Below are 25720 nucleotides of genomic sequence, written 5' to 3' on the forward strand. Positions count from 1 at the left end.
CGCCTGATCACTCAGGCGGGGCTTTTTAGTGGCTGATGGAATCAGGCGAGGGGTTTAGGCTCGTGTTCTGCTTCCAGGGCCTTGTGCTCTACCACGTCTTCAGCAGCAGTGTGCTCAACCACGGTTTCAGCAGCCGGGGCTGGTGCCTCGACAGCTTCGACTACGGCTGGAGCGGCAGCAGCAGCGGCGGCGGCTGCCTCAGCTTCCTTGCGACGACGACGCACTTCACGTGGGTCGTTCGGCGCACGGCCGTTTTCGGTCAGGGCGCTGGCCGGTGCGGCTTCTACCACTGGTGCTTCGGCTTCGGCAACAACCGGTGCTTCAACAGCCACGGGTGCAGCTTCGACGGCTGGCGCAGGCTCGGCAACCACGACTTCGGCAACCGGCGCAGGTGCTTCTTCTACCACCGGTGCAGGCGCAGGAGCTTCAACCGGGGCGGCAGGTTCGGCAGCCCACTGGAAGGCGGTCTGTTCTTCGCGAACTTCACGCACTACCGGGGCAGCTTCTTCGACCACCGGGGCTTCAACGGCCGCTTCAACCACGGGTTGAGGCTCAACAACCGGAGCGGGTTCAACCGCAACCACTTCGGTTTCTGGCTGGGCGTCACGAACCGGTGCCACTTCCACTTCCACTTCCGGAACCGCTGGGGCTTCGATAGGGGTAGTTGCTTCAACGACCGGCGCTTCAACCACTGGGGTTTCGGCAACTGGCGTTTCTACAGCAGCGGTTTCTTCGACAGCGGCAGTCGCGCGTTCAGCCTGTTCGTGAGCCTGGGCTTCAGCAGGTGCGCTGATCACAGAGCTGGCAACCGCTGCGGTAACGGCCAGGCCGGCAGCCAGTTCGGCACCGGTCGGTTCGTTGGTGGCGCTTTCTGCGTTCTCGCCGGTCTCTTCCGAGCCCTCGATCACATTGCCGTTGGCATCACGCTGACGCTCACGACGGTTGCTGCGGCGACGCTGGCCACGGGAGCGGCGGCGTGGACGATCGCCTTCGGCGTTGTCCTGGCCGTCTTCCTGCAGTTGCTCTTCGCCGGTCAGCACTTCTTCTTCGCTGGTGGCAGCGGCTTGCTCGGCACGTGGCTGACGCTCTTCACGCGGTGGGCGCGGCTGGCGCTCTTCACGTGGTGGGCGAGCTGGGCGCTCTTCAGCGGTAGTGGCTGCAACCGCTGCAGCACCTGCAACAGCAGGGGCGGCGTCCAGTGGCTCGCGCAGTTCACGCACACGTTCTTCACGCTCGCCACGCGGCTTGCGATCTTCACGCGGAGCGCGTGGGGTACGTGGTGCGCGCTCTTCACGCGGTGCACGTTCTTCACGGGCTACGGCCGGAGTTTCTTCACGCGCTTCGCGAGGTGCACGCTCTTCACGTGGTGCGCGCTCTTCGCGAGGCGCACGTTCCTCACGCGGCTTGCGCTCTTCGTCACGGCGACCGTTGCGGTTACGGCTCTGCTGGCGACCGTTACGACGCTCTTCGTTGCGCGCCGGGCGTTCGGTCGCAGGTTTTTCAACCACAACCGGTGCCGCAGGCTCTTCCTTGGTGGCGAACAGGCTGACCAGCGACTTCACCAGGCCCTTGAACAGGCTCGGCTCAGGCAGGGCGGCCGGGGCGGCAACCGGAGCGGCAGCTTCAACCGGCACCGGTGCGTTGGCACGCGCTGGTGCGGTCTTCACGGCAGCTTCCTGGCGAACCAGGGTGCGGGTCGCGGCGGCTGGCTGGACTTCTTCCACTTCGGCGGCGGCAGCAGCGATTTCGTAGCTGGACTGGCCGCTGTGGGCTTCCGGGCTGTCATCACGCAGGCGCTGCACTTCGAAGTGCGGCGTCTCGAGGTGATCGTTCGGCAGGATCACGATACGGGCACGGGTGCGCAGTTCGATCTTGGTGATCGAGTTGCGTTTTTCGTTGAGCAGGAAGGCTGCGACCGGGATCGGCACTTGCGCGCGGACTTCGGCGGTGCGGTCTTTCAGGGCCTCTTCTTCGATCAGGCGCAGGATCGCCAGGGACAGCGATTCAACGTCACGGATGATGCCGGTGCCGTTGCAGCGCGGGCAGACGATGCCGCTGCTCTCGCCCAGGGATGGACGCAGGCGCTGACGGGACATTTCCAGCAGGCCGAAGCGCGAGATGCGGCCGACCTGTACGCGGGCACGGTCAGCTTCCAGGCATTCGCGGACTTTCTCTTCCACGGCGCGCTGGTTCTTGGCTGGGGTCATGTCGATGAAGTCGATCACGATCAGGCCGCCGATGTCACGCAGGCGCAGCTGGCGGGCGATTTCTTCAGCCGCTTCCAGGTTGGTCTGCAGGGCGGTTTCTTCGATGTCGCTACCCTTCGTGGCGCGCGCCGAGTTGATGTCGATGGACACCAGGGCTTCGGTCGGGTCGATCACGATGGAGCCGCCGGAAGGCAGTTCGACTACACGCTGGAAAGCGGTCTCGATCTGGCTTTCGATCTGGAAACGGTTGAACAGCGGAACGCTGTCTTCGTACAGCTTGATCTTGCTGGCGTACTGCGGCATCACCTGGCGAATGAAAGTCAGGGCTTCGTCCTGGGCTTCAACGCTGTCGATCAGCACTTCGCCGATGTCCTGGCGCAGGTAGTCGCGGATGGCGCGGATGATCACGTTGCTTTCCTGGTAGATCAGGAACGGCGCGGAACGATCCAGGGACGCTTCTTTGATGGCGGTCCACAGTTGCAGCAGGTAGTCGAGGTCCCACTGCATTTCTTCGCTGCTGCGGCCCAGGCCGGCAGTACGAACGATCAGGCCCATGTCGGCGGGGGCGATCAGGCCGTTCAGCGCTTCACGCAGTTCGTTGCGCTCTTCGCCTTCAATGCGACGGGAAATGCCGCCGGCACGTGGGTTGTTCGGCATCAGCACGAGGTAACGGCCGGCCAGGCTGATGAAGGTGGTCAGGGCTGCGCCCTTGTTGCCACGTTCTTCTTTTTCGACCTGAACGATGACTTCCTGGCCTTCGCTCAGGACGTCCTTGATGTTCACGCGGCCTTCGGGGGCTTTCTTGAAGTATTCGCGGGAGATTTCTTTGAGGGGCAGGAAGCCGTGGCGCTCGGAGCCGAAATCGACAAAGGCAGCCTCAAGGCTTGGTTCGATGCGAGTAATACGGCCTTTATAGATGTTGGCCTTCTTTTGCTCGCGTGCACCGGATTCGATGTCCAGGTCGTAGAGGCGTTGGCCATCTACCAGTGCAACACGCAACTCTTCGGGTTGAGTTGCGTTAATCAGCATTCTTTTCATGTTGTACCGTCGGTTTCCGGGCTGCCGGAAACGGCGTTCGGCACACACGACTTCTCACGGTCGGTGTCAGGTGCGTCAAGAGTGGTTGGCCACTCCAGTGTCCAGCAAAATCGGCCAATTGGGCCGGTATCGCGACGGACGCGTCCTGCTTGTTAGCGGTGGTGACAAAGGCACCACTTCAACAAAAGCTAAGGTCAGGAGGAGGAATCAACCGGCGACTGTGGACGAGATGAAGCGTCTAAATATAAGCCTAGTGCTACACGGTCCGACGGTTGTGCATCTCCACCCTACACGTATCCCTGATAATTCGGGTGCTGCCGCGCGCAGAATCCGCAGCGGGTTGGCATTTACCGTGTTCTCCAATGGGGAGTCCACGCTCATGGCTAAACAAGACTGAATGTGGGCGACTGCGCTCACACTCAGCTCTTAACAGGCGTTGTTTCCGAAGCATTCGCCGTGGTCCGGCTCAAGACTGACTGCACTTTGTGAACTGGCCGTAAATATCGGCGCAGAACGCGAGTATTCACTCTGCTTTCTGCACTCGCTTCAGGCCTCATGTCACCTGCGCTTGTTACAATCTCGAGCCTTCCAGGGTGGCGAAAGCCCCGTAGGACGGCCTCGCGTCCTGATGAATTGCGATGGTCAGGGCCGGCAGTTTGCCGCTAGTCCTCTGTCCCGGCCGCTTTTGGCGGCGTTCGCGACTATAGCAGCAATGATTAAGTGCTTCAATTCCATAAAAAATTGTTATCATCGCCGCCATGACGACTACCGCCCCCCAGACCCCCAGCGTCCAGCTGCTCGAGGTCTCGCCGGAATATGCCGGCCAACGCATCGATAATTTTCTCCTGGCCAGGCTCAAGGGTGTGCCCAAGACCTTGATCTACCGCATCTTGCGCAAAGGCGAAGTGCGCGTGAACAAGGGGCGCATCAAGCCTGAGTACAAGTTGCAGGCGGGCGATATTGTCCGTGTGCCTCCAGTGCGCGTACCTGAGCGTGATGAGCCCGTGCCATTGGCCCAGGGCCTGTTGCAACGCCTTGAGGCGTCGATTGTCTTCGAGGACAACAAGCTGATCGTGATCAACAAGCCGTGCGGTATTGCGGTTCACGGTGGCAGCGGCCTGAATTTCGGCGTGATCGAAGCCTTCCGTCAGTTGCGTCCGGATTGCAAGGAGCTGGAGCTGGTCCACCGCCTGGACCGCGACACCTCCGGCCTGTTGATGATCGCCAAGAAGCGCAGCATGTTGCGCCACCTGCACACCGCCCTGCGCGGCGATGGCGTGGACAAGCGCTACATGGCGCTGGTGCGTGGCAACTGGGCCAGTTCGATCAAGAGCGTCCGCGCGCCCTTGCAGAAGAGCAACCTGCGCTCCGGCGAGCGCATGGTCGAAGTGGACGAGGAGGGCAAGGAAGCCCTGACCCTGTTCAAGGTGCTGCGCCGCTTCGGCGATTTCGCCACCATGGTCGAGGCCAAGCCGGTGACTGGTCGTACCCACCAGATTCGTGTGCACACCCTGCATGCCGGCCACTGCATCGCCGGCGATACCAAGTACGGCGACGAGGGTTTCTCCAAGGAAATCCGCGATCTGGGCGGTAAGCGCCTGTTCCTGCACGCCTACATGCTTACTGTGCCGCTGCCTGACGGCGGTGAGCTGAAGCTGCAGGCGCCGGTCGATGAGATGTGGGCCAAGACCGTGGAGCGTTTGAGTGTCGCATCTTGACTACAAGCTGCTGATTTTCGATTGGGACGGCACCCTGTGTAATTCCATTGGTCGGATTGTCGAGTCGATGCACAGGGCTTCGACCCGCTCGGGCTTTGAGTTGTGCACTGACCTGGCGGTCAAAGGCATTATCGGCCTGGGCTTGCCCGAGGCGATCCGTACCTTGTATCCCCAGATCAGTGACGCTGAACTGGTGACGTTCCGCGACCATTACGCTGATCACTACATTGCGCTGGAGGCCACACCTTCGCCGTTGTTCGAGGGTGTGGCGCAGTCGCTGGAGGCGTTTCGCGCCGACGGCTATCACCTGGCCGTCGCCACCGGCAAGGCCCGCCGCGGGCTGGACCGGGTGCTCAGCGCCCATGGCTGGGAAGATTATTTCGACATCACCCGTGCCGCGGATGAAACCGCCAGCAAACCTCACCCTCTGATGCTGGAGCAGATCCTCGCCCATTGCGGCGTGTCGCCGCGCGAGGCGTTGATGGTGGGTGATGCCTCCTTCGACCTGATGATGGCGCGCAACGCCGGCATGGACAGCGTGGCCGTCAGCTATGGCGCCCAGTCCGCCGAGGCGTTGCAGCAATACGAGCCGAGGGTCACGATTGATCATTTTTCTGAATTGCAGGCCTGGCTCGGCCGGGCCCAATAAGTCTTTGCTGGGGTTGATGGCATGAGTGACGAGTGGAAAGCGCCTGAAAAGGCTGAAAGCGGTGACGACAAGAGCTGGAAACTGCTGGAGAAGACGCTTCTGGCTGGCGTCCAGGAGCAGCGCCGTGCGCGGCGTTGGGGGATTTTCTTCAAGTTGCTGACCTTCACTTACCTGTTGCTTATGCTGGCGTTGTTCAGCCCGCTGATGGACATGGAAAAAAGCGCCACCCGTGGTGCCAGCTACACCGCCCTGATCGAAGTGCGCGGTGTGATTGCCGACAAGGAGCCCGCCAGCGCCGACAATATCGTCAGCAGCCTGCGAGCTGCGTTTGAAGACCCCAAGGTCAAGGGCGTGATCCTGCGCATCAACAGCCCAGGTGGCAGCCCGGTGCAATCGGGCTATGTATATGACGAGATTCGCCGTCTGCGTGGCCTGCATCCGGATATCAAGCTGTACGCGGTTATTTCCGACCTGGGTGCCTCGGGCGCCTATTACATCGCCAGTGCCGCTGACCAGATCTACGCCGACAAGGCCAGTCTGGTGGGCTCCATCGGTGTGACGGCGGCCGGTTATGGGTTTGTTGGCACTATGGAGAAGCTGGGTGTTGAGCGTCGCACCTACACCTCGGGCGAGCACAAGTCGTTCCTTGATCCGTTCCAGCCGCAAAAGGCCGATGAAACCCAGTTTTGGCAGGGGGTGCTCGATACGACCCATCGCCAGTTCATTGCCAGCGTGAAGCAGGGGCGTGGGGATCGACTGAAGGATAAAGAGCATCCGGAGCTGTTCTCCGGATTGGTGTGGTCGGGCGAGCAAGCGTTGCCGCTGGGGCTGATCGATGGTTTGGGCAGTGCCAGCCTGGTGGCACGGGACGTGATCGGCGAGAAAGAACTGGTGGACTTCACCGTTGAGGAATCGCCGTTTGATCGTTTCTCCAAGAAACTCGGTGCCAGCGTGGCGGAGAAGCTGGCGCTGTACATGGGGTTCCAGGGCCCGACGCTGCGCTGAGATTTCAAGTCTGTCGTAGATCACAATGTGGGAGGGAGCTTGCCCCCTCCCACATTTGGTTTTGCAGTGTTCTTAAGGGATTTGCACGCCTTCGCTGAGCAGCATGTCCACCAGCCGAATCAGTGGTAAGCCGACAAGACTGGTCGCGTCCGGCCCTTCGGTGCTTTGGAACAGGCTCACGCCCAGCCCTTCAGCCTTGAAGCTTCCCGCGCAGTCATACGGTTGCTCGATACGCAGGTAGCGCTCGATGCGTGCTGCATCCAGCTCGCGCATGTGCACGGTAAAGGGTATGCAGTCGACCTGGCAGTGCCCCGTCTGGCTGTTAAGCAGGGCCAGGCCGGTGAGGAAGCTGACACGCTTGCCGCTGGCAGCCAATAACTGCGCGCGCGCATTTTCGAAAGTGTGGGGCTTGCCGATGATGCGGCCTTCCAATGCGGCAACCTGGTCTGAGCCGATGATCAGGTGTCCAGGGTGGCTGGCGGCGAGGGCGCGGGCTTTCTGTTCGGCCAGGCGTTTGACCAGATCCACGGCGGACTCATTTGCAGCGTGGCTTTCGTCGATATCCGGCGAGCTGCAGATGAACGGCAGGTGCAGGCGGCTGAGCAATTCCCGGCGATAAACCGAGCTGGAAGCGAGTAATAAAGGCAGCATCTACGTCTCCTCAAGGCAGCCGCCGATTCTAGCGGGGCGACCGGCCGACGCACAGGGCTGAATTTCCTTTGACATGGCTGGGTGCATCCCTATAATGCTGCGCCTATGTTGAATGACCCGATTCCACCTCACGTTGACCCGCGCAAATTGGCTGATCGTGGCACTTCCCTTCAAGGTGAGTTGCTGCTGGCCGATTTGGAGAGACTCTGCGACCCGCTTTCCGACACTGTCGGTACGGTGCAGGCCAAATTCGTTTTTGAACGAGATGAACGTAAATCTGTGGTAATTCACAGCTTTATCGACACCGAGGTCAAAATGGTTTGCCAGCGTTGTCTTGAGCTGGTCACCCTGCCGATTCACAGCGAGTGCAGTTATGCTGTGGTAAAGGAGGGTGCGAATACCCAGTCGTTGCCGAAAGGTTATGACGTGCTGGAACTGGGCGAAGATCCTTTGGATCTGCATGCACTGATCGAGGAGGAGCTTCTGCTCGCCTTGCCCATTGTGCCTGCTCATCATCCGGAAGAATGCCAGCAGCCGGCGGGTCTCGATGACGAGTCCGAACCGAGCGAGGACGAGGTAACGCGGTCCAACCCGTTCAGTGTATTGGCGCAGTTAAAGCGTGACCCAAACGTTTAGGAGTTAATCAATTATGGCTGTTCAGCAGAACAAAAAATCCCGCTCTGCCCGTGACATGCGTCGTTCGCACGATGCCCTGACGGCAAGCACTCTGTCTGTAGAAAAAACCACCGGTGAAATTCACCTGCGTCACCACGTATCGCCAGAAGGCGTATACCGTGGCCGTAAAGTGATCGACAAGGGCGCTGACGAGTAATCACTTGTCTGCTCAAGTCATCGCGATTGACGCAATGGGCGGGGACTTCGGTCCCCGCAGCATTGTTCAGGCCTGCATTGCCAGCCTGTCTGCTACGCCCTCGCTGCACCTGACCCTCGTCGGTCAACCCTCCCTCCTTGAAGAACTGATTGCCAGCCATCCGGTGGTGGATCGCGCGCGCCTGACTGTTACGCCCGCCAGCGAAACCATCGCGATGGATGAAAAGCCGGCCACTGCCCTGCGCGGCAAGCCTGACTCTTCGATGCGAGTGGCCCTGGAGCTGCTGCGTGATGGCAAGGTGCAAGCCTGTGTCAGTGCCGGCAACACGGGTGCGCTGATGGCGTTGTCGCGGCATGTGCTCAAGACACTGCCGGGAATTGACCGTCCGGCGATGGTGGCGGCGATTCCGACGCAGAAAGGTTATTGCCAGTTGCTGGACCTGGGCGCGAACGTCGATTGCAGTGCCGAACACTTATTCCAGTTTGCCGTGATGGGCTCGGTGGCCGCCGAAGCGCTGGGGGTGGCCCGGCCGCGGGTGGCCTTGCTGAATATAGGCACCGAGGACATCAAGGGTAACCAGCAGGTCAAGCTTGCCGCTGCCTTGCTGCAGGGCGCGCGGGGCTTGAACTACATCGGCTTTGTCGAAGGCGATGGTTTATACCGTGGCGAAGCGGATGTGGTGGTGTGTGATGGGTTTGTCGGCAATATCCTGCTTAAATCCAGCGAAGGCCTGGCGACCATGATCGCCACGCGTATCGAGGCCTTGTTCAGGCAAAACCTGGCGTCGCGCCTGGTGGGTGCGTTGGCGCTGCCATTGATGCGCCGGTTGCAGGCTGACCTGGCGCCGGCGCGGCACAACGGTGCGAGTTTTCTCGGTTTGCAGGGCATAGTGGTGAAGAGCCATGGTTCGGCAGGCGTGGAGGGCTTTCAAAGTGCGATCGCGCGGGCCGTGATCGAGATTCAGGAGAACCTGCCGCAACGCTTGCACGGCCGTCTTGAGGACCTGTTGCCTTAGGCGAATTGGCCTGGGAATGCTTAAATGTGACCGGCCAGTTCAATTGACCATCCAATCTGTCAGTTTCGTGCGCTCCCACCGAGGAGCGACCATTTCCGACGACCAGATCATTAGGGGCTTGTTACATGTCTACATCCCTCGCATTCGTCTTTCCAGGGCAGGGCTCGCAGTCCCTCGGCATGTTGGCCGAGCTGGGCGCGCAATACCCGCTGATCCTGGACACGTTCAAGGAAGCTTCCGAGGCCCTGGGTTACGACCTGTGGGCGCTGACCCAGCAAGGGCCGGAAGAGCAGCTCAATCAAACCGATAAAACCCAGCCAGCCATCCTGACCGCTTCGATCGCCCTGTGGCGCTTGTGGCTGGCCGAAGGCGGTGCGCGTCCGGCATTCGTGGCCGGCCATAGCCTGGGCGAATACAGCGCCCTGGTCGCGGCGGGTAGCCTGACCCTTGCTGAGGCGGTCAAGCTGGTCGAGCGTCGCGGACAGCTGATGCAGGAAGCCGTTCCGGCCGGGCAGGGCGGCATGGCCGCTATCCTGGGGCTGGACGATGCCGTCGTAATCGAAGCCTGCGCCGAAGCGGCCCAGGGCGAAGTGGTCAGCGCGGTAAACTTCAACTCCCCAGGCCAGGTGGTGATCGCCGGCGCCAAGGCGGCGGTCGAGCGTGCCATCGAAGGTTGCAAGGCGCGTGGTGCCAAGCGTGCATTGCCGTTGCCGGTGAGCGTGCCGTCGCACTGCGAGCTGATGCGCCCGGCGGCCGAGCGTTTTGCCGAGTCCATCGCTGCCATCAACTGGCAGGCGCCACAGATCCCGCTGGTGCAGAACGTCAGCGCGGCCGTGGCCGCCGACCTCGACACCCTCAAGCGCGACCTGTTGGAGCAACTCTACAAGCCTGTGCGCTGGGTCGAGTCGGTCCAGACCCTGGCTGCCAATGGCGCCACCGAACTGGTCGAGTGCGGCCCGGGCAAAGTCCTGGCTGGCCTGAACAAGCGCTGCGCCGACGGCGTGTCGACTGCCAACCTCAATACCCCGGATGCCTTCGCTGCCGCTCGTGCGGCGCTGGCCTGATCCCCGAACTTAGGAGAAGCCTGCATGAGTCTGCAAGGTAAAGTTGCACTGGTTACCGGCGCGAGCCGTGGCATTGGTCAGGCGATCGCCCTGGAACTGGGGCGTCAGGGCGCCGTTGTGATCGGCACCGCCACTTCCGCTTCGGGCGCCGAGCGTATTGCCGCGACCCTGAAGGAAAACGGCGTTCAGGGCACCGGCCTTGAGCTGAACGTGACCAGTGATGAGTCCGTGGCTGCCGTACTGGCCGAGATCACTGCGCAGTTCGGTGCGCCGGCAATCCTGGTGAATAACGCGGGTATCACCCGCGATAACCTGATGATGCGCATGAAAGACGACGAGTGGTACGACGTGGTCGATACCAACTTGAACAGTCTGTTTCGCCTGTCCAAGGGCGTTTTGCGCGGCATGACCAAGGCGCGTTGGGGCCGAATTATCAATATTGGCTCCGTAGTGGGTGCCATGGGCAACGCAGGCCAAGTAAACTATGCAGCCGCCAAGGCCGGCCTGGAAGGTTTCAGCCGTGCACTGGCGCGTGAAGTCGGCTCGCGGTCGATTACGGTCAACTCGGTGGCCCCAGGGTTCATCGACACCGATATGACCCGCGAACTGCCGGAAGCACAGCGTGAAGCCTTGCTGACGCAGATTCCGCTGGGCCGTCTGGGTCAGGCTCAAGAGATCGCGAATGTGGTCACTTTCCTGGCATCCGACGGTGCGGCATACGTGACTGGGGCTACAATCCCGGTTAACGGCGGGATGTACATGAGTTAAATTGTGACGGATCGCTTCAAAAAAATGTCATACGAGCTGTCTAAAATCCGTTATAAAGCTGCAACTTAATTTATAGGCAGGTGGCCGACCGGGTACTGGGTGAAGCTTTCAGTTGAAAAGCTGAAATGGCTTTCTATACACTTACCCACTGGCCAGCTGCCTGAATTTGTCCATTAGGAGTTAAACAAGGTATGAGCACCATCGAAGAGCGCGTCAAGAAAATCGTTGCCGAGCAACTGGGCGTCAAAGAAGAAGAAGTGGTCAACACTGCTTCCTTCGTAGAAGACCTGGGTGCCGATTCCCTTGACACCGTTGAGCTGGTGATGGCTCTGGAAGAGGAATTCGAGACCGAAATCCCGGACGAAGAAGCTGAAAAAATCACTACTGTTCAAGCTGCTATCGACTACGTTACGAACCACCAGGCGTAATAGTTTGTAGTCGTCGCTTGCTGTTAGGGAAAAACCGCACTGCTGTAACGGCGTGCGGTTTTTTCTTTAGCTCAGATGAAAAATGAGCGCTGAAGCGAAGTGTCGTCATCAAGAAAAAGGAGAGTGCTGTGTCGCGTAGACGCGTCGTAGTCACCGGTATGGGTATGTTGTCGCCACTGGGTACGGATGTGCCGAGCAGTTGGCAGGGCATTCTGGCTGGCCGCAGTGGTATTGGTCTGATCGAACACACGGACCTTTCTGCCTATTCCACCCGTTTTGGCGGCTCGGTAAAGGGTTTCAATGTCGAGGAATATCTCTCGATCAAAGAATCCCGCAAGCTCGACCTGTTCATTCAATACGGCCTGGCAGCCGGTTTTCAGGCGGTGCGTAACGCCGGCCTGGAAGTTACCGACGCCAACCGTGAGTGCATCGGCGTGGCCATGGGGTCGGGTATTGGTGGTTTGACCAATATCGAAGAGACCAGCCGCACGCTGCACGATTCCGGTCCCCGTCGAATTTCACCGTTCTTCGTGCCGGGCTCGATCATCAATATGATTTCCGGGTTCCTGTCGATCCACTTGGGCGCACAGGGGCCTAACTACGCCATTGCTACGGCGTGCACCACCGGCACGCACTGCATCGGCATGGCGGCGCGTAACATCGCCTATGACGAAGCTGACGTGATGATCGCCGGTGGTGCTGAAATGGCGGCCTGCGGCCTGGGGATGGGCGGCTTCGGCGCGTCCCGTGCACTGTCGACCCGCAATGACGAACCGACCCGTGCCAGCCGTCCGTGGGACAGGGGCCGTGACGGCTTTGTACTGGCCGATGGCGCTGGTGCCCTGGTGCTTGAAGAGTTGGAGCACGCCAAGGCGCGCGGCGCCACCATCTATGCCGAGCTGATCGGGTTTGGCATGAGCGGCGACGCCTATCACATGACCTCGCCACCGTCCGACGGTGCCGGCGCTGCGCGCTGCATCACCAACGCCTTGCGCGATGCCAAGGTCAATGCGGACCAGGTGCAGTACATCAACGCCCATGGCACCTCGACTCCGACGGGCGACCTGGCGGAAGCCGAAGCCATCAAGTCGGTGTTCGGCGAGCACGCCTACAAGCTGGCGGTCAGTTCCACCAAGTCCATGACCGGCCACCTGTTGGGTGCGGCGGGCGCGGTAGAGGCGATCTTCAGCGTGATGGCCATCAAGGACCAGGTCGCTCCGCCGACCATCAACCTCGATGAGCCGGACGAAGGCTGCGACCTGAACTTCGTGCCGCATGAGCCGCAACAGATGCCGATCGACGTTGCGATCTCCAACTCGTTCGGTTTTGGCGGCACCAACGGTTCCCTGGTGTTCCGCCGGTTCGCCGAGTAATGCACAGCTGGGTCGACGGTCAGCCAGCGGACAGCGTGCCCCTGAAAGATCGCGGCCTGGCGTACGGTGATGGCCTGTTCGAGACCATCGCCGTCAAGGCCGGGCAGCCCGTGCTGCTTGACCGTCACCTGCAGCGCCTTGATGAGGGCTGCAGGCGCCTCGCTTTCGTTGCGGACCCGCACTTGGTCCGTAGCGAAGTGCAGGCCTATGCCGCCGCTCTCGGCGACGGTGTCCTCAAGTTGATCCTCACCCGCGGTGACAGCCTGCGCGGTTATGGCATCAACCCCGAGGCCCCTGTGCGCCGTATCTTGCAGGGCAATCCACCTGCTACCTATCCCCAGGCCCATGGAACCGACGGTATTCGTCTGTTTGCGTGTGCCACCCGCTTGGCTGAGCAGCCTTTGCTGGCCGGTCTCAAGCACCTCAATCGCCTCGAGCAGGTGATCGCCCGCGCTGAATGGCAAGATGCCGAACATGCCGAAGGTTTGATGCTGGATATGTCCGGGCGCGTCATCGAAGGTGTCTTCAGCAATCTGTTCCTGGTGCGTAATGGCTTGTTACTAACCGCTGATCTGACTCGTTGCGGCGTTGCGGGCGTCATGCGCGCTGAGATTCTGGCGCAGGCGCAAGCCCTGGGCGTCCCGGTGGCCGTGGCCGACATCAGTCTCGAGCAACTGCAAGAGGCTGACGAAGTCTTTGTGTGCAACAGCGTTTATGGCATTTGGCCGGTGCGTGGCTGCGCTGCGATGAGCTGGTCGGTTGGCCCGCTCACCCGTAAACTGCAGGGCATTGTTCGCGCACTATTGGATATTTGAGTTGATACGAAAACTGGTTGTACTGCTGCTGGTCGGTCTGTTCTCGGCGGCCTTGCTGTTGGGCCTTGGAGCCTGGAAATACGATGCTGCCTTGAAGCAGCCGTTGAATCTGACCCAGGAGCAATTGCTCGATGTGCCGGCAGGGGCGACCCCCACCGGCACTTTCAATCGCCTGGAAGCCGATGGTGTGCTCGACGGCGCGTTCTGGTTGCGCCTGTATTGGCGTTTCAACCTCGACGGCCAGCCACTGCACAGTGGTGAATACCGCATGACCCCTGGCATGACCGCCGAAGGCCTGATCGGCCTGTGGCAGCGGGGCGAAGTGGTGCAGTACAGCCTGACGCTGGTGGAAGGCTGGAATTTCCGTCAGGTGCGTTCGGCCCTGGCCAAGCATGAAAAGATCGTGCAGACCCTGTCGGGGCTGAGTGACAGTGAAGTGATGGACAAGCTCGGTCATCCCGGCGTGTTCCCCGAAGGCCGGTTCTTCCCGGATACCTACCGCTTCGTGCGCGGCATGAGCGATGTCGAGTTCCTGAAAAAAGCCTACAACCGCCTGGATGATGTACTCGCCCAGGAGTGGAGCAAGCGCGCTGCCGATGCGCCTTATACCGACCCCTATCAAGCCTTGATCATGGCCTCCCTGGTGGAGAAAGAAACCGGTGTGCCGGAAGAACGTGGGCAGATTGCCGGTGTGTTCGTACGCCGCCTGAAAATCGGCATGCTGCTGCAGACCGACCCCACCGTGATCTACGGCCTGGGCGAGCGCTACAACGGCAAGTTGACCCGTGCGCACCTCAAGGAAGCCAACCCCTACAACACCTACATGATTGCCGGCCTGCCGCCGACGCCAATCGCCATGGTCGGTCGCGAGGCGATCCATGCCGCGTTGAACCCGGTGCCCGGCAGCAGCCTGTATTTCGTCGCCCGTGGCGACGGCAGCCATATTTTCTCCGATGACCTGGGTGCGCATAATGCTGCCGTGCGTGAGTTCCAGCTCAAGCGCCGGGCCGACTACCGCTCAAGCCCTGCACCGGTGGCAAAGCCGCCGGAAGACGTAACGCCGCCCGCTGATGTACCCGCCGAGCCCGCGCCGGATACCGCCGCGCCGCAAAGCCCGCAATGACTCTGACTAAGGACTGCCTGTGACTGGCTTGTTTATTACCCTGGAAGGCCCCGAAGGCGCCGGCAAAAGCACCAACCGCGATTACCTGGCCGAGCGCTTGCGCGCTGAAGGTGTCGAGGTGGTGTTGACCCGTGAGCCCGGCGGTACGCCCCTGGCCGAGCGCATCCGTGAAGTGTTGCTGGCCCCAGGCGAAGAACAGATGAACCCGGACACCGAGCTGCTGCTGGTGTTCGCTGCCCGTGCCCAGCACCTGGCGGAAGTGATTCGTCCGGCCCTGGCCCGCGGTGCGGTGGTGATTTGCGACCGTTTTACCGATTCCACTTATGCCTACCAGGGCGGTGGCCGGGGTTTGTCCCTGGCGCGTATCGCCACCTTGGAAACCTTTGTGCAGGGTGATTTACGTCCCGACCTGACCCTGCTGTTCGACCTGCCGGTGGAAGTAGGCATGGCCCGCGCCAGCGCCCGTGGGCGTCTCGACCGTTTCGAGCTGGAAGGCCAGGTTTTTTTCGATGCTGTGCGCACCGCGTTTCTTGAGCGTGCCCAGGCCGAACCGGCGCGCTACCACCTGCTCGACGCGGCACAGCCGTTGACGCAGGTTCAGCAGGCCATCGACACCCTGTTACCTCAGCTGTTGGAGCGCGCCCGTGGCTGAAGCCTACCCATGGCAGGACAGTCTCTGGCAACAGTTGGCCGGCCGTGCCCAGCACGCCCACGCCTATCTGCTGCACGGGCCGATCGGTATTGGTAAGCGCGACCTGGCTGAGCGACTCATGGCCAGCTTGCTGTGCCAGCGCCCGGTCAACCTTGAAGCCTGCGGCGAGTGCAAATCCTGCCTGTTGCTCAAGGCCGGCAGCCACCCGGACAACTACCTGCTCGAACCCGAGGAAGCCGACAAGGCGATCAAGGTCGACCAGGTGCGTGACCTCGTCAGTTTCGTGGTGCAGACCGCGCAGATGGGCGGGCGCAAGGTGGTGCTGATCGAGCCGGTGGAGGCGATGAACATCAACGCCGCCAATGCCTTGCTCAAGAGCCTCGAAGAACCCTCCGGCGACACGGTGCTGTTGCTGGTGAGTCACCAGTCCAGCCGCTTGTTGCCGACCATTCGCAGCCGTTGCGTGCAGCAGGCCTGCCCGTTGCCGAGCGAGGCCATGAGCCTGAAATGGCTGGCGAAGGCGCTGCCGGATTGCTCCGAAGAGGAACGGGTCGAATTGTTGACCCTGGCGGCCGGTTCCCCGCTGGCGGCCGTCAAGCTGCAAGCCCAAGGCGTGCGTGAGCAACGCGCCCTTGTTGTGGATGGGGTGAAAAAACTGCTCAAGCAAGAGCTGTCCGCCACCCAGTTGGCTGAAAGCGCCTGGAAAGATATTCCCCTGCTGCTGCTGTTCGACTGGTTTTGTGATTGGTCGAGCCTGATCCTGCGCTACCAGTTGACCCAGGACGAAAACGGCCTGGGCCTGCCGGATATGCGCAAGGTGGTGCAGTACCTCGCGCAGAAAAGTGCGCAGGACAAGGTACTGAATATTCAGGACTGGATCCTTGCCCAGCGCCAGAAGGTGCTCGGCAAGGCTAACCTCAACCGCGTGCTATTGCTCGAAGCGCTGCTGGTGCAGTGGGTTGGCTTGCTCGGCCGGCGTTAATTTCCGTGGCCGACGGGTGTATTGTTGGCCAGACACTTTCCGTGACTCAAGTTGTAACTTCCTATGCTCGTAGATTCCCATTGCCACCTTGATCGCCTTGACCTCGCCCAGCACGGCGGCTCCCTTGATGCTGCCCTCGACGCTGCACGTCAGCGTGGGGTAGGGCATTTCCTGTGCATTGGCGTCAGCGCCGAAAATGCTGCCGACGTCAAAGCCCTGGCCGAGCGTTATGCCGATGTGGATTGCTCGGTAGGTATCCACCCGCTGGACCTCAAGCCCGGCGAAGCCCCGGCCCTCGACTGGCTGCTGGGCGAACTCAATCACCCGCGCGTGGTGGCCATTGGTGAAACCGGCCTGGACTACCATTACGAGCCGGAAGCCGCCGAGTTGCAGCAGGCCTCGTTTCGCCTGCATTTGCAGGCCGCCCGGCAAACCGGCAAACCGGTGATTGTCCACACTCGCGGCGCGCGTGCCGACACCCTGGCCTTGCTGCGCGAAGCCGCATTGCCCCAGGCCGGCGTGTTGCATTGCTTTACCGAAGATTGGGACATGGCCAAGGCCGCCCTGGACCTGGGCTTCTATATTTCACTGTCGGGCATTGTCACTTTCCGCAATGCCGATGCCCTGCGCGACGTAGCGCGTCAGGTGCCGGCCGACCGCCTGCTGGTGGAAACCGACTCGCCGTACCTGGCGCCCATTCCCCATCGTGGCAAACCGAACCTGCCTGAATATGTGCGGGATGTGGCGGACTACCTGGCGATGCTGCGCGGTGAGTCCTATGAGCGCTTTGCCGAGCAGACCACCGAGAACTTCAAGCGCCTGTTCCCGCTGGCCCATGTAGTTGCATGACACGACTAAATCGCAGGCAAAAAAAACCCGGGTTCTGGGGGGGGGAATCCGGGTTAAGACCATTAGGAGTAAAACAAGGGCACACAGTCCGTCGGTACCCAGGTCGGCGCTTCACTTGGGGGAGATGTCACGCCGACAGTTCAAGTATTGATCAGTATCTGATTCAGTCCAGTCGCGACTGATCGTTTTTTAAACAGATTTGGAATACATGCGCTTCGCTTGAGTTCTCATTAGGCAGGTGCACGGGCGCAGTTGTTGCGTGTTATTTCTGACTGATAGGCATGAAATCGTTGGCGCTCTGAAAGTAAAGTGCGTGGCGGGTTCACATAGACGTTGCCCAACGACCGTTCAGTCGGGATAATCCCTCGCACTGGGTAAATCGTATCGCCATGTATTCGTGGCCCTGCGCAACCCTCCCTATTCCGACCTTTGCAGACCTCTTCCTCATGCACAAAGAACCCCGTAAGGTCCGTGAGTTTCGCCGCCGTGAGCAGGAAATTCTCGACACCGCACTCAAGTTGTTCCTCGAACAAGGCGAAGACAGCGTCACCGTCGAGATGATCGCGGATGCCGTGGGTATCGGCAAAGGCACGATCTACAAGCACTTCAAGTCCAAGGCCGAGATCTACCTGCGCCTGATGCTCGACTACGAGCGCGACTTGAACGAGCTGCTGCATTCGGCCGATGTCGACAAGGACAAGGAGGCCCTGTCGCGGGCCTACTTCGAGTTCCGCATGCGCGACCCGCAGCGCTACCGCCTGTTCGACCGCCTCGAAGAGAAGGTGGTCAAGGGTCATCAAGTACCGGAGATGGTCGAGGAACTGCACAAGATCCGCGCCTCGAACTTCGAGCGCCTGACCCTGTTGATCAAGGGCCGCATCAGCGAAGGCAAGCTAGAAGACGTACCGCCGTATTTCCACTACTGCGCTGCCTGGGCCCTGGTGCACGGCGCCGTGGCGCTGTACCACTCGCCGTTTTGGAGCAATGTGCTGGAAGACCAGGAAGGCTTCTTCCAGTTCCTCATGGACATCGGTGTGCGCATGGGCAACAAGCGCAAGCACAGCTCCGAGCCAGCACTGGTTGAAGCGGCCCCCGTCGAAACCCCTGCCACGTAATGATTTGCTGCCAGGCGCAGTAACCCAGGAATATACTCAGGCAAGGATCTTGCTAAAAGCTGATTTATCAGTCAGTTTTTAGCGCGCCCGAATCATCCTCTGCCGGAGTGATCCATGATCGTTGATCGTCAAGGCAGGCGTTTTCGCAATTTGCGGATCAGCCTGACCTCAGCCTGCAATTATGCGTGTACCTATTGCGTGCCGAACGGCAAGCGGCTGGTGGCAGCGCAGGACGAACTCTCGGCCGAGGCCATGGCCCGTGGCGTGGCCTACCTGATCGAGGCCGCGGGTATTGAACGCTTGCGCATCACTGGCGGCGAACCGTTGGTCAGCCCCAAGCTTGAAGCCTTCATGGGCGCAGTGGGTGGCATGGGCCTCAGCGACATCAGCCTGACCACCAACGGCCAGCTGCTGGCGCGCAAACTGCCGCTGCTGGTGGACGCCGGGATTCGTCGTATCAACGTCTCCCTCGACACCCTGGACGCCGATGCCTTCCGCAGCATCGCCCGTGGTGGCGACCTGGCTACCGTGCTCGATGGCATGGACCAGGCGCGCGCCGCCGGGATCAAGATCAAGGTCAACATGGTGCCGTTGCGCGGCCAGAACCTCGACCAGGTGATGCCGCTTCTCGACTACTGCCTGGAGCGTGGCTACGAGCTGCGTTTTATCGAGTTGATGCGCATGGGCCACCTTGCAAAGGACTCCAACGCGTTCCTGCAGCAGTTCGTCAGCCTGCAACAATTGCTCGGCCTGATCGGCGAGCACCACGAATACCTGCAAGCCAACGCTCCGGTGGACGCCACGGCGGTGCGCTACGAAGTGCCGGGCAAAGGCTTCTTTGGCGTGATCGCCAACGAAAGCGTGCCGTTCTGCCGCACCTGTTCACGGCTGCGGTTGTCGTCCACCGGCTGGCTGCATGGCTGCCTGTCGTCGAGCAACCGTCACTACGTCGGCGACCTGCTGGACAAGCCGCGCCACCAGGCGCTGCCGGCCCTGCAAGGCCTGCTGATGAAGGCCCTGGGCGACAAACAGGAAGTGGCGTTCTCCGGCGGCGCGACGATCATGAAGATCATCGGCGGCTAACTCTTTTCCAAGATTAAACATCATCCAATGTGGGAGGGGGCTTGCTCCCGATAGCGGAGTGTCTGTCACAGATGAGCTGACTGACACTCCGCTATCGGGAGCAAGCCCCCTCCCACATTTAGTTCTGCGTTGTTTCCAAATGGCGCGGATTCTGCATCTTATGCTCATTCGCCGGTTTTCCGTCACCGGCTTCTGGAGGATTAGGATGCGTAGTCTGGTTTTGTTGCTGGCGTCGTTGACGCTGAGTGGTTGCATGACCGTCAGCGATATGGCCGAAGGCACCCGCTATCAGATGAGCGACGCTGGGTTGCTGGACCACAGCGATACTCGTCGTAGCGCCTCGGTGCGCGTACAGCCGGACTCCTTTGTCTTTATCGCCCAGGGCGCCTTCGTACCGCCCGGCAGCGCCTACCCGCGACCGAATGTGGTGGCCGAGGAAGCCTTCAACGGTTTCGTCGAATACTTTCCCATGGTGCGCCGCGCTCGTCAGCCGGAAGGCCTGGAACAGGCGATGGCCGAAGCCCGTGCGGCGGGTGCCCACTACCTGCTGTACTGCCGTTTCGCCAAGGCAGATGACCGCATCGGCAACGCCGACGAATGGGCTGATCAAGAGGCGCTGGACCGGCTTGGCCTGGACAATGGGGTGATACAGATCATGTTGATCGAGACCAGCACCCAGTATTTGATTGATACTGCACGTATTCGCAGTCGTGGCGGTTTACTGACGTTTCACGACAACAAGCCTGAAGATCTGATTGCCCGCCCGCTGGCGCAGTACGCCCGGGGCCTGCTGGGCATGAGTGATCAGTAAGCCCAGCACGTAAAAAGGGAGAGCCCCATGACCGATTCCGCCAAGGCCAACGATCTGCTGGCCCAACTGCCCAAAGGCAAGGGACCGGCGCCGGTGCACCTGTGGAACCCGGATTTCTGCGGCAACATCGACATGCGCATCGCCCGCGACGGCACCTGGTTCTACCAGGGCACGCCGATCGGGCGTAAGCCGATGGTCAAGTTGTTCTCTAATATCATTCGCCGCGATGGTGATGATTACTTTCTGATTACCCCCGTGGAAAAAGTCGGCATCACCGTCGATGATGCACCCTTTGTCGCGATTACCCTCGAAGTCGAAGGGCAGGGCGAAAGCCAGGTGCTGCGTTTCACCACCAACGTCGACGAGCAGATCGAAGCCGATATTGAGCATCCACTGCGGGTGGTGATCGACCCCGTCACCCAGGAGCCCTCGCCTTATTTGCGGGTGCGCACCAACCTGGAAGCCCTTGTGCATCGCAACGTTTTCTACCAATTGGTGGAGTTGGCGGTGAGCCGTCCGATCAACGGTCAGAACTGGCTTGGCGTCTGGAGCGGCGGCGAGTTTTTCCGCATCGGCCTGGAGCCTTGAGGGCGGTTTTTTTCGTCTCCCTGAAATAATTCGCTTGCTGCAAATGGCCGCTTTCGGTTATCAATTTGTACATGATTAGACATGTTCGATTTGATAAGAAAAAACGCGTCGTCGACGAGCTCATCCGCCGTATCGAGGGCGGGGTGATGGCCGACGGTTTCCTGTTGCCGGGCGAGCATCAACTGGCTGAAGAGTTTGCGGTCAGTCGCGGCACGCTACGTGAAGCCCTCGCCGAACTCAAAAGGCGCAATTACATCGCGACCCAGAGCGGCGTCGGCTCCATCGTCACGTTTGATGGCATGGCGCTCGATCAAACCAGCGGTTGGGCCCAGGCTTTGGCGGACACCGGGGCATTGGTGACCACCGACATCCTGCGCCTCGAAGCGGTGACGCGCCCCGATCTGTTCAGTCGGTTCGGCACCGACCAATTTATCGCCCTCGACCGCCGCCGACGGACGACCGATGGCACGGCCGTTTCCCTCGAGCGCTCGCTGATGCCCGCGTCCGGTGGCCTGGAAAGCCTGCCGCGCGTTGGCCTGATCGACAACTCCCTGACCATCACCCTGGCAGCCTACGGTTACGTCGGTGCTGAAGGTGACCAATGGATCGGGGCCGAGCCCCTCAGCGATGAAGACGCCGAGCTGCTTGGCCGACCTGCAGGTGCCGTGTTTCTCAAGGCCTCGCGCACCACCTACGATCGCCGCGAGCGCTTCATGGAGTACGTCGAAAGCCTGCTCGACCCTCTGCACTTTCGCCTGCACCTGCAGTTTGGATCTTCGAAATGACCCCGAATACCCGCGCCCTTGGCGCTTTCTACGGCCTGGCGTTGGGCGATGCCCTGGGCATGCCCACCCAGTCCCTGAGCCGTGAGCAAGTGCAACAGCGCTTCGGTGCCATTACCGGCCTGGAAGATGCTGACGCCGACCAACCCATCGCGCCCAATATGCCGGCAGGCTCCATTACCGATGACACTGAGCAAGCGATCCTGGTCGGTGAGTTGCTGGTCGAGGGCAAAGGCAGGATCGAACCCACCGTGCTCGCCCAGCGCCTGATCGATTGGGAAGCGGTGATGCGCGCCAAGGGCTCCCAGGATCTGCTCGGTCCATCGACCAAGCGTGCAATCGACATGATCCTCAGCGGCCATACCCCGGAAGAATCCGGGCGCTACGGCACCACCAATGGCGCCGCCATGCGCATCACTCCAGTGGGGATCGCCGCCGATGTCGGCGACCCGGCGCGATTTATCCAGGCGGTGATCCAGGCCTGCCAGGTCACCCACAACACCACCCTGGGCATCTCCAGCGCAGCGGCAGTGGCGGCGGTGGTGTCTGCGGGCATCAACGGTGTGGACTTGGGTGAAGCCTTGAATATCGGCACTCAGGTGGCTCAACAGGCGGAAGGCCATGGTCATTGGATTGCCGGCGGGCGCATGTCCACCCGTATCAGCTGGGCGCGCACCTTGAGCGTCGACAGTGGCGACAAGGCCCTGTTCGCCGATCTGCTGTACGAATTGATCGGCACCTCCGTCGCCTCCCAGGAGTCGGTGGTGGTGTCGTTTGCCCTCGCCCAGCAGGTGGCGGTGGGTGCCATGAACGCGTTCGAAGCCCTGTGCCTGGCCGCGAGCCTGGGCGGCGATACCGACACGATTGCCGCGATTCTCGGCGCGATGCTGGGTGCCTGTCTCGGCCTGCAGTGCTGGCCCGAATCAATGATTGAACAGGTCAAGCAGGTCAATGGCCTGGATCTACAGCCGCTGGTCCAAGGGTTGCTCCAATTGCGCTGAGTCAGGAAGACCGCGATACCGATTCAACTTGCATATCTGCCACAACCACAACAATACAGGCATCAGGAGTACCCCCTCATGAGCACCCCCTCTGCCGGCCAAAGCGCCGGACAATTGGAAACACGTGGTATCGAACCGGTCCCTGAAGGCGAGTGCAACGGCCATCCGCTGCAACTGTTCTGGGTGTGGTTCGCCGCTAACATCAGCATCCTCGGCTTGCCCCTCGGCGCTACGCTCGTGGCGTTTCGCGGCCTGGCCATCTGGCAGGCGATCATCGTCGCGATCCTCGGTGCTGCCGGCTCGTTCGCCGTGGTGGGCATCATCTCCATCGCCGGTCGCCGCGGCCGTGCGCCGAGCCTGACCTTGTCTCGCGCCATCTTCGGCGTGCGCGGCAATATCGGCCCGACGCTGGTGTCATTGATGTCGCGCCTGGGCTGGGAAACCGTCAACACCACCACGGCTGCGTTCGTGTTGTTGTCGTTGTGCTCGATCCTGTTTGGCTCTGCGGTCGAGGCGAAAAGCGCACCGCTCCTCACCCTGATCTTCATCGGTATTTTCGTGCTGCTGACCTTGGCGGTCTCGGGGCTGGGCCACGCCACGTTGCTGGTGATCCAGAAGTGGGCCACCTACGTGTTCGGTGCGTTGAACATCCTGGTAGGTGGTTTCCTTTGCGCCACCATCGATTGGAGCGCGGTGTTCAACGCCACCCCGGCACCGCTGAGCGCGATGATCATCGGCGTCGGCACCATGGCCGCCGGTACCGGGATTGGCTGGGCCAACGCCGGTGCCGACATGTCGCGCTACCAGCACCGCAGCGTCACTGCGGTGCGCCTGGTGGCGTCGGCCGCATTTGGCGCGGGGATTCCGCTGGTGTTGCTGATCACCCTCGGCGGCCTGTTGTCGGTGGGCAACAATGACCTGGCCTCGGCCACTGACCCGATCATTGCGATCCGCGACATGCTGCCGACCTGGATGGCAGTGCCGTACCTGATTACCGCGTTTGGCGGGCTGTTGCTGTCGAACAACCTGTCGGTGTATTCGGCCGGCCTGACCACCTTGACCCTTGGCCTGAAGGTCAAACGCGTGCATGCGGTGATCGTCGATATCGTGGCGATCTTCGCCGGTTCCATCTACTTCATGCTGATCGCCGACAGTTTCTACGGCCCATTCATCACCTTCATCTCGTTGCTGGCGGTGCCGATCACCGCGTGGGTCGGGATCTTCGTGGTCGACCTGATCCATCGTCACTACTACAGCCCCAAGGACCTGCTGGACGTGAGCCCAAGCAGCGCCTACTGGTATCGCGGCGGTGTGGAATGGCGTGCATTCGGCGCCTGGGCCGTGGCCATCGTGCTGGGTTTCAGCTTCACCACCATCGGCACCACCGCCGAGAACATCTGGTTCGCCGGGCCGTTGTCCGACTCCTGGCTCGGCCATAACGGCCTGGGCTGGATCGTCACCTTCCTGGTCGCCGGTGGGATATATGCGCTACTGGGCGGCGCGGCTGACCGTCGTCCGGCGTTAGTCGAGAATCCCAATGTCTAGATTGCTGCACACCGGCCAGGTCATCGTCGACCTGGTCATGGCCCTCGACACCTTGCCCGCGACTGGCGGCGACGTGCTGGCCAAGTCCGCCAGCTTCGAAGCCGGCGGGGGCTTCAATGTGATGGCGGCGGCGCGGCGCAATGGGTTGCCGGTGGTCTATCTGGGCCGTCACGGCAATGGCCGCTTCGGCGACCTGGCCCGCGCGGCGATGCAGGCCGAGGGCATTGAAATGGCCCTGGCCGCCAGCGACGGCAAGGACACCGGCCTATGTGTGTCCCTGACCGAGGCCACCACCGAGCGCACGTTTATTTCCCATATCGGCGCCGAGGGTGAACTGAGTGCCGAGGACCTCGCCAACGTTGTGCCGCATCCGGATGACTACGTGTATGTCAGTGGCTACAGCCTGCTCCTGGAGGGCAAGGCCCAGCCGCTGATCGACTGGCTGCTGGCACTGCCACGGCAAATCGTGGTGGTGTTCGACCCCGGTCCGTTGGTCAAGGCGCCGGAATCGGCCTTGATGCGTGCGCTGTTACCACGTATCGACATCTGGACCAGCAATGGCCCTGAAGCGTTGGCGTTCACCGGCGCGGCGAACATCGCCGCCGCATTGCCCGCGCTCAATCAGTACCTGCCCGCCGAGACGTTGCTGGTGGTGCGCGACGGGCCGAATGGCTGCTGGGTGGGGCGTGCGGGGCAGATCGAGCATGTACCCGGCTTCAAGGTGCAGGCGGTGGACAGTAATGGCGCGGGGGATGCGCATGCGGGAGTGTTTATCGCGGGGTTGGCGGCTGGTTTGAAACCAGCTGCGGCAGCACAGCGGGCGAACGCCGCGGCAGCCCTGGCGGTGACACGTTGGGGGCCGGCAACTTCCCCAGGCACCGCCGAGGTCGACGCATTACTTACTGAATAAACGCGGACAAAAATGCAGGAGGGGCGGTCACACCGCCCCTCCCACATGTGGTTTTGCATGAGGGCTACTGGCGCGTCTCACCTTCGAGCTTGCGCGCCTCGTCCACACCCGACGCCGTCAACTTGATCGGCAAATTCAGCGAGTATTCACCGGCGTCGTCGGTGGTCACATGCCCATCCTTGATGAGCCCGCGATCCTGTAGAAACGCCAACACACTGGCGACCTCCTTTTCACCACGGTAGTTGTCCAGCACTTCCTTGCCCAAGCCTTGCGGGTGGGCGTGCAACAGGCGGGTGAGGACTTCTTTCTCAAGGTTTCTATCGACGTTCATGCGTACCTCTTCACTGGGAAATGGTCGGGTGTCGGTCTTGCTATCTACGGCTCAAGGGGCAGGCTGTTTCGGCGCGCCAGGGACGTTCGAGTCGTCGCCCTTGTTGATGTTGGGTTGATTGATCGCCGGGCCCATTTTGCCGTTGCCGACGGCAGCCGGAGCCTGGCGTTGGGTGTCATTGCCCTGGGTGCGAGGGTCGGCACCGGGTTGGATAATCGCGCCGCCATTGGTGTCGAGGCCGGTGCCCATGGATTTCTGGGACTCGGTGGTGGCGTCAGGTGTTGGATCGGTCGGTCCGGTGGACGAGCTGGCAGCAAAGACGCTCAGCGACGCGGCAGACAACAGACCGGTGAGGGCGAGGGCAGCAAACTTGGAATGCTTCATG

General features: G+C 61.2%; 27 protein-coding genes. 23 read left to right on the top strand and 4 right to left on the bottom strand.

What is annotated here, in order from left to right:
* Nucleotides 1-41: 41 nt before the first annotated feature.
* A complete protein-coding gene (rne, locus tag AB1462_RS06450) occupies nucleotides 42-3236 on the bottom strand; it encodes a ribonuclease E (protein ID WP_367246387.1) in 3195 nt (1064 codons plus the stop codon).
* A gap of 767 nt (nucleotides 3237-4003) precedes the next feature.
* Here rne and rluC point away from each other — a divergent pair.
* The 3 genes from rluC to AB1462_RS06465 are packed head-to-tail and all read left to right on the top strand — an operon-like array spanning nucleotide 4004 to nucleotide 6617.
* Nucleotides 4004-4963: a 23S rRNA pseudouridine(955/2504/2580) synthase RluC gene (gene rluC, locus AB1462_RS06455; RefSeq protein ID WP_367246388.1), complete on the top strand. Its 960-nt coding sequence runs from the start codon at nucleotides 4004-4006 to the stop codon at nucleotides 4961-4963.
* Nucleotides 4950-5612, top strand: a complete 663-nt coding sequence (locus AB1462_RS06460) for an HAD-IA family hydrolase (RefSeq protein ID WP_090400424.1) — start codon at nucleotides 4950-4952, stop codon at nucleotides 5610-5612. The genes rluC and AB1462_RS06460 overlap by 14 nt, the downstream gene beginning before the upstream one ends.
* 21 nt (nucleotides 5613-5633) lie before the next feature.
* The gene (locus tag AB1462_RS06465; protein WP_090400423.1) at nucleotides 5634-6617 is read left to right on the top strand and encodes a S49 family peptidase; all 984 of its coding nucleotides are present in this window, start codon (nucleotides 5634-5636) and stop codon (nucleotides 6615-6617) included.
* Between the two features lie 72 nt (nucleotides 6618-6689).
* On the opposite strand, the gene AB1462_RS06470 is transcribed toward AB1462_RS06465, so the two are convergent.
* Nucleotides 6690-7268, bottom strand: a complete 579-nt coding sequence (locus tag AB1462_RS06470) for a nucleoside triphosphate pyrophosphatase (protein WP_259191299.1) — start codon at nucleotides 7266-7268, stop codon at nucleotides 6690-6692.
* A 105-nt stretch (nucleotides 7269-7373) separates the two neighbouring features.
* On the opposite strand from AB1462_RS06470, the gene AB1462_RS06475 reads away from it, so the two are divergent.
* From AB1462_RS06475 to AB1462_RS06570, 20 genes are all read left to right on the top strand, one after another.
* Nucleotides 7374-7904 carry a YceD family protein gene (locus AB1462_RS06475; RefSeq protein ID WP_027607804.1) on the top strand — a complete coding sequence of 177 codons (531 nt, stop codon included), beginning with the start codon at nucleotides 7374-7376 and terminating at the stop codon, nucleotides 7902-7904.
* 13 nt (nucleotides 7905-7917) lie between these two features.
* A complete protein-coding gene (rpmF, locus tag AB1462_RS06480; protein ID WP_008152339.1) occupies nucleotides 7918-8100 on the top strand; it encodes a 50S ribosomal protein L32 in 183 nt (60 codons plus the stop codon).
* Nucleotides 8101-8104: 4 nt separating this feature from the next.
* Nucleotides 8105-9115 carry a phosphate acyltransferase PlsX gene (plsX, locus tag AB1462_RS06485; protein WP_090400420.1) on the top strand — a complete coding sequence of 337 codons (1011 nt, stop codon included), beginning with the start codon at nucleotides 8105-8107 and terminating at the stop codon, nucleotides 9113-9115.
* A gap of 125 nt (nucleotides 9116-9240) precedes the next feature.
* Nucleotides 9241-10179: an ACP S-malonyltransferase gene (gene fabD / locus AB1462_RS06490; protein ID WP_090400419.1), complete on the top strand. Its 939-nt coding sequence runs from the start codon at nucleotides 9241-9243 to the stop codon at nucleotides 10177-10179.
* Between the two features lie 24 nt (nucleotides 10180-10203).
* Entirely contained in the window at nucleotides 10204-10947 is a 744-nt protein-coding gene (fabG, locus tag AB1462_RS06495; protein ID WP_015885432.1) for a 3-oxoacyl-ACP reductase FabG, read from the top strand.
* Nucleotides 10948-11138: 191 nt separating this feature from the next.
* Entirely contained in the window at nucleotides 11139-11375 is a 237-nt protein-coding gene (gene acpP, locus AB1462_RS06500; RefSeq protein WP_003442511.1) for an acyl carrier protein, read from the top strand.
* A 128-nt stretch (nucleotides 11376-11503) separates the two neighbouring features.
* Nucleotides 11504-12748 (top strand): beta-ketoacyl-ACP synthase II, encoded by a 1245-nt coding sequence (gene fabF / locus AB1462_RS06505; RefSeq protein ID WP_367246391.1) that lies wholly within the window; start codon nucleotides 11504-11506, stop codon nucleotides 12746-12748.
* Nucleotides 12748-13563 carry an aminodeoxychorismate lyase gene (pabC, locus tag AB1462_RS06510; RefSeq protein ID WP_090400417.1) on the top strand — a complete coding sequence of 272 codons (816 nt, stop codon included), beginning with the start codon at nucleotides 12748-12750 and terminating at the stop codon, nucleotides 13561-13563. The genes fabF and pabC overlap by 1 nt, the downstream gene beginning before the upstream one ends.
* Before the next feature lies 1 nt (nucleotide 13564).
* The gene (gene mltG, locus AB1462_RS06515; RefSeq protein ID WP_367246393.1) at nucleotides 13565-14686 is read left to right on the top strand and encodes an endolytic transglycosylase MltG; all 1122 of its coding nucleotides are present in this window, start codon (nucleotides 13565-13567) and stop codon (nucleotides 14684-14686) included.
* A gap of 19 nt (nucleotides 14687-14705) precedes the next feature.
* Nucleotides 14706-15338 (top strand): dTMP kinase, encoded by a 633-nt coding sequence (gene tmk / locus AB1462_RS06520; protein WP_090400415.1) that lies wholly within the window; start codon nucleotides 14706-14708, stop codon nucleotides 15336-15338.
* Nucleotides 15331-16320: a DNA polymerase III subunit delta' gene (locus AB1462_RS06525; RefSeq protein ID WP_090400414.1), complete on the top strand. Its 990-nt coding sequence runs from the start codon at nucleotides 15331-15333 to the stop codon at nucleotides 16318-16320. The genes tmk and AB1462_RS06525 overlap by 8 nt, the downstream gene beginning before the upstream one ends.
* A 63-nt stretch (nucleotides 16321-16383) precedes the next feature.
* Complete coding sequence (locus tag AB1462_RS06530; RefSeq protein ID WP_090400413.1) at nucleotides 16384-17169, top strand: TatD family hydrolase; 786 nt, start codon at nucleotides 16384-16386, stop codon at nucleotides 17167-17169.
* Nucleotides 17170-17615: 446 nt separating this feature from the next.
* Entirely contained in the window at nucleotides 17616-18284 is a 669-nt protein-coding gene (locus tag AB1462_RS06535; RefSeq protein ID WP_027607814.1) for a TetR/AcrR family transcriptional regulator, read from the top strand.
* 114 nt (nucleotides 18285-18398) lie between these two features.
* Nucleotides 18399-19367, top strand: a complete 969-nt coding sequence (locus AB1462_RS06540; protein WP_090400412.1) for a GTP 3',8-cyclase MoaA — start codon at nucleotides 18399-18401, stop codon at nucleotides 19365-19367.
* A gap of 205 nt (nucleotides 19368-19572) precedes the next feature.
* Nucleotides 19573-20178, top strand: a complete 606-nt coding sequence (locus tag AB1462_RS06545; protein WP_367246395.1) for a DUF4823 domain-containing protein — start codon at nucleotides 19573-19575, stop codon at nucleotides 20176-20178.
* 27 nt (nucleotides 20179-20205) lie between these two features.
* Nucleotides 20206-20766 (top strand): DUF1285 domain-containing protein, encoded by a 561-nt coding sequence (locus tag AB1462_RS06550; RefSeq protein ID WP_090400410.1) that lies wholly within the window; start codon nucleotides 20206-20208, stop codon nucleotides 20764-20766.
* Between the two features lie 71 nt (nucleotides 20767-20837).
* Nucleotides 20838-21551: a GntR family transcriptional regulator gene (locus AB1462_RS06555; protein WP_090400409.1), complete on the top strand. Its 714-nt coding sequence runs from the start codon at nucleotides 20838-20840 to the stop codon at nucleotides 21549-21551.
* Complete coding sequence (locus tag AB1462_RS06560; RefSeq protein ID WP_090400408.1) at nucleotides 21548-22549, top strand: ADP-ribosylglycohydrolase family protein; 1002 nt, start codon at nucleotides 21548-21550, stop codon at nucleotides 22547-22549. Before AB1462_RS06555 ends, AB1462_RS06560 begins: the two co-directional genes overlap by 4 nt.
* A gap of 78 nt (nucleotides 22550-22627) precedes the next feature.
* A complete protein-coding gene (locus AB1462_RS06565) occupies nucleotides 22628-24094 on the top strand; it encodes a cytosine permease (RefSeq protein ID WP_259191287.1) in 1467 nt (488 codons plus the stop codon).
* Nucleotides 24087-25004: a PfkB family carbohydrate kinase gene (locus tag AB1462_RS06570; RefSeq protein ID WP_315337950.1), complete on the top strand. Its 918-nt coding sequence runs from the start codon at nucleotides 24087-24089 to the stop codon at nucleotides 25002-25004. The genes AB1462_RS06565 and AB1462_RS06570 overlap by 8 nt, the downstream gene beginning before the upstream one ends.
* A 64-nt stretch (nucleotides 25005-25068) precedes the next feature.
* Here AB1462_RS06570 and AB1462_RS06575 read toward each other — a convergent pair whose 3' ends face one another.
* Both AB1462_RS06575 and AB1462_RS06580 read right to left on the bottom strand, forming a co-directional pair.
* On the bottom strand, nucleotides 25069-25335 hold the full coding sequence (locus tag AB1462_RS06575; protein WP_053140178.1) for a hypothetical protein: 267 nt from the start codon (nucleotides 25333-25335) through the stop codon (nucleotides 25069-25071).
* 51 nt (nucleotides 25336-25386) lie between these two features.
* The gene (locus AB1462_RS06580) at nucleotides 25387-25719 is read right to left on the bottom strand and encodes a hypothetical protein (RefSeq protein ID WP_090400405.1); all 333 of its coding nucleotides are present in this window, start codon (nucleotides 25717-25719) and stop codon (nucleotides 25387-25389) included.
* Between the last annotated feature and the right edge of the window lies 1 nt (nucleotide 25720).

The sequence above is a fragment of the Pseudomonas sp. SB113 genome (assembly GCF_040754745.1).
Classification (GTDB): Bacteria; Pseudomonadota; Gammaproteobacteria; order Pseudomonadales; family Pseudomonadaceae; genus Aquipseudomonas; species Aquipseudomonas grimontii.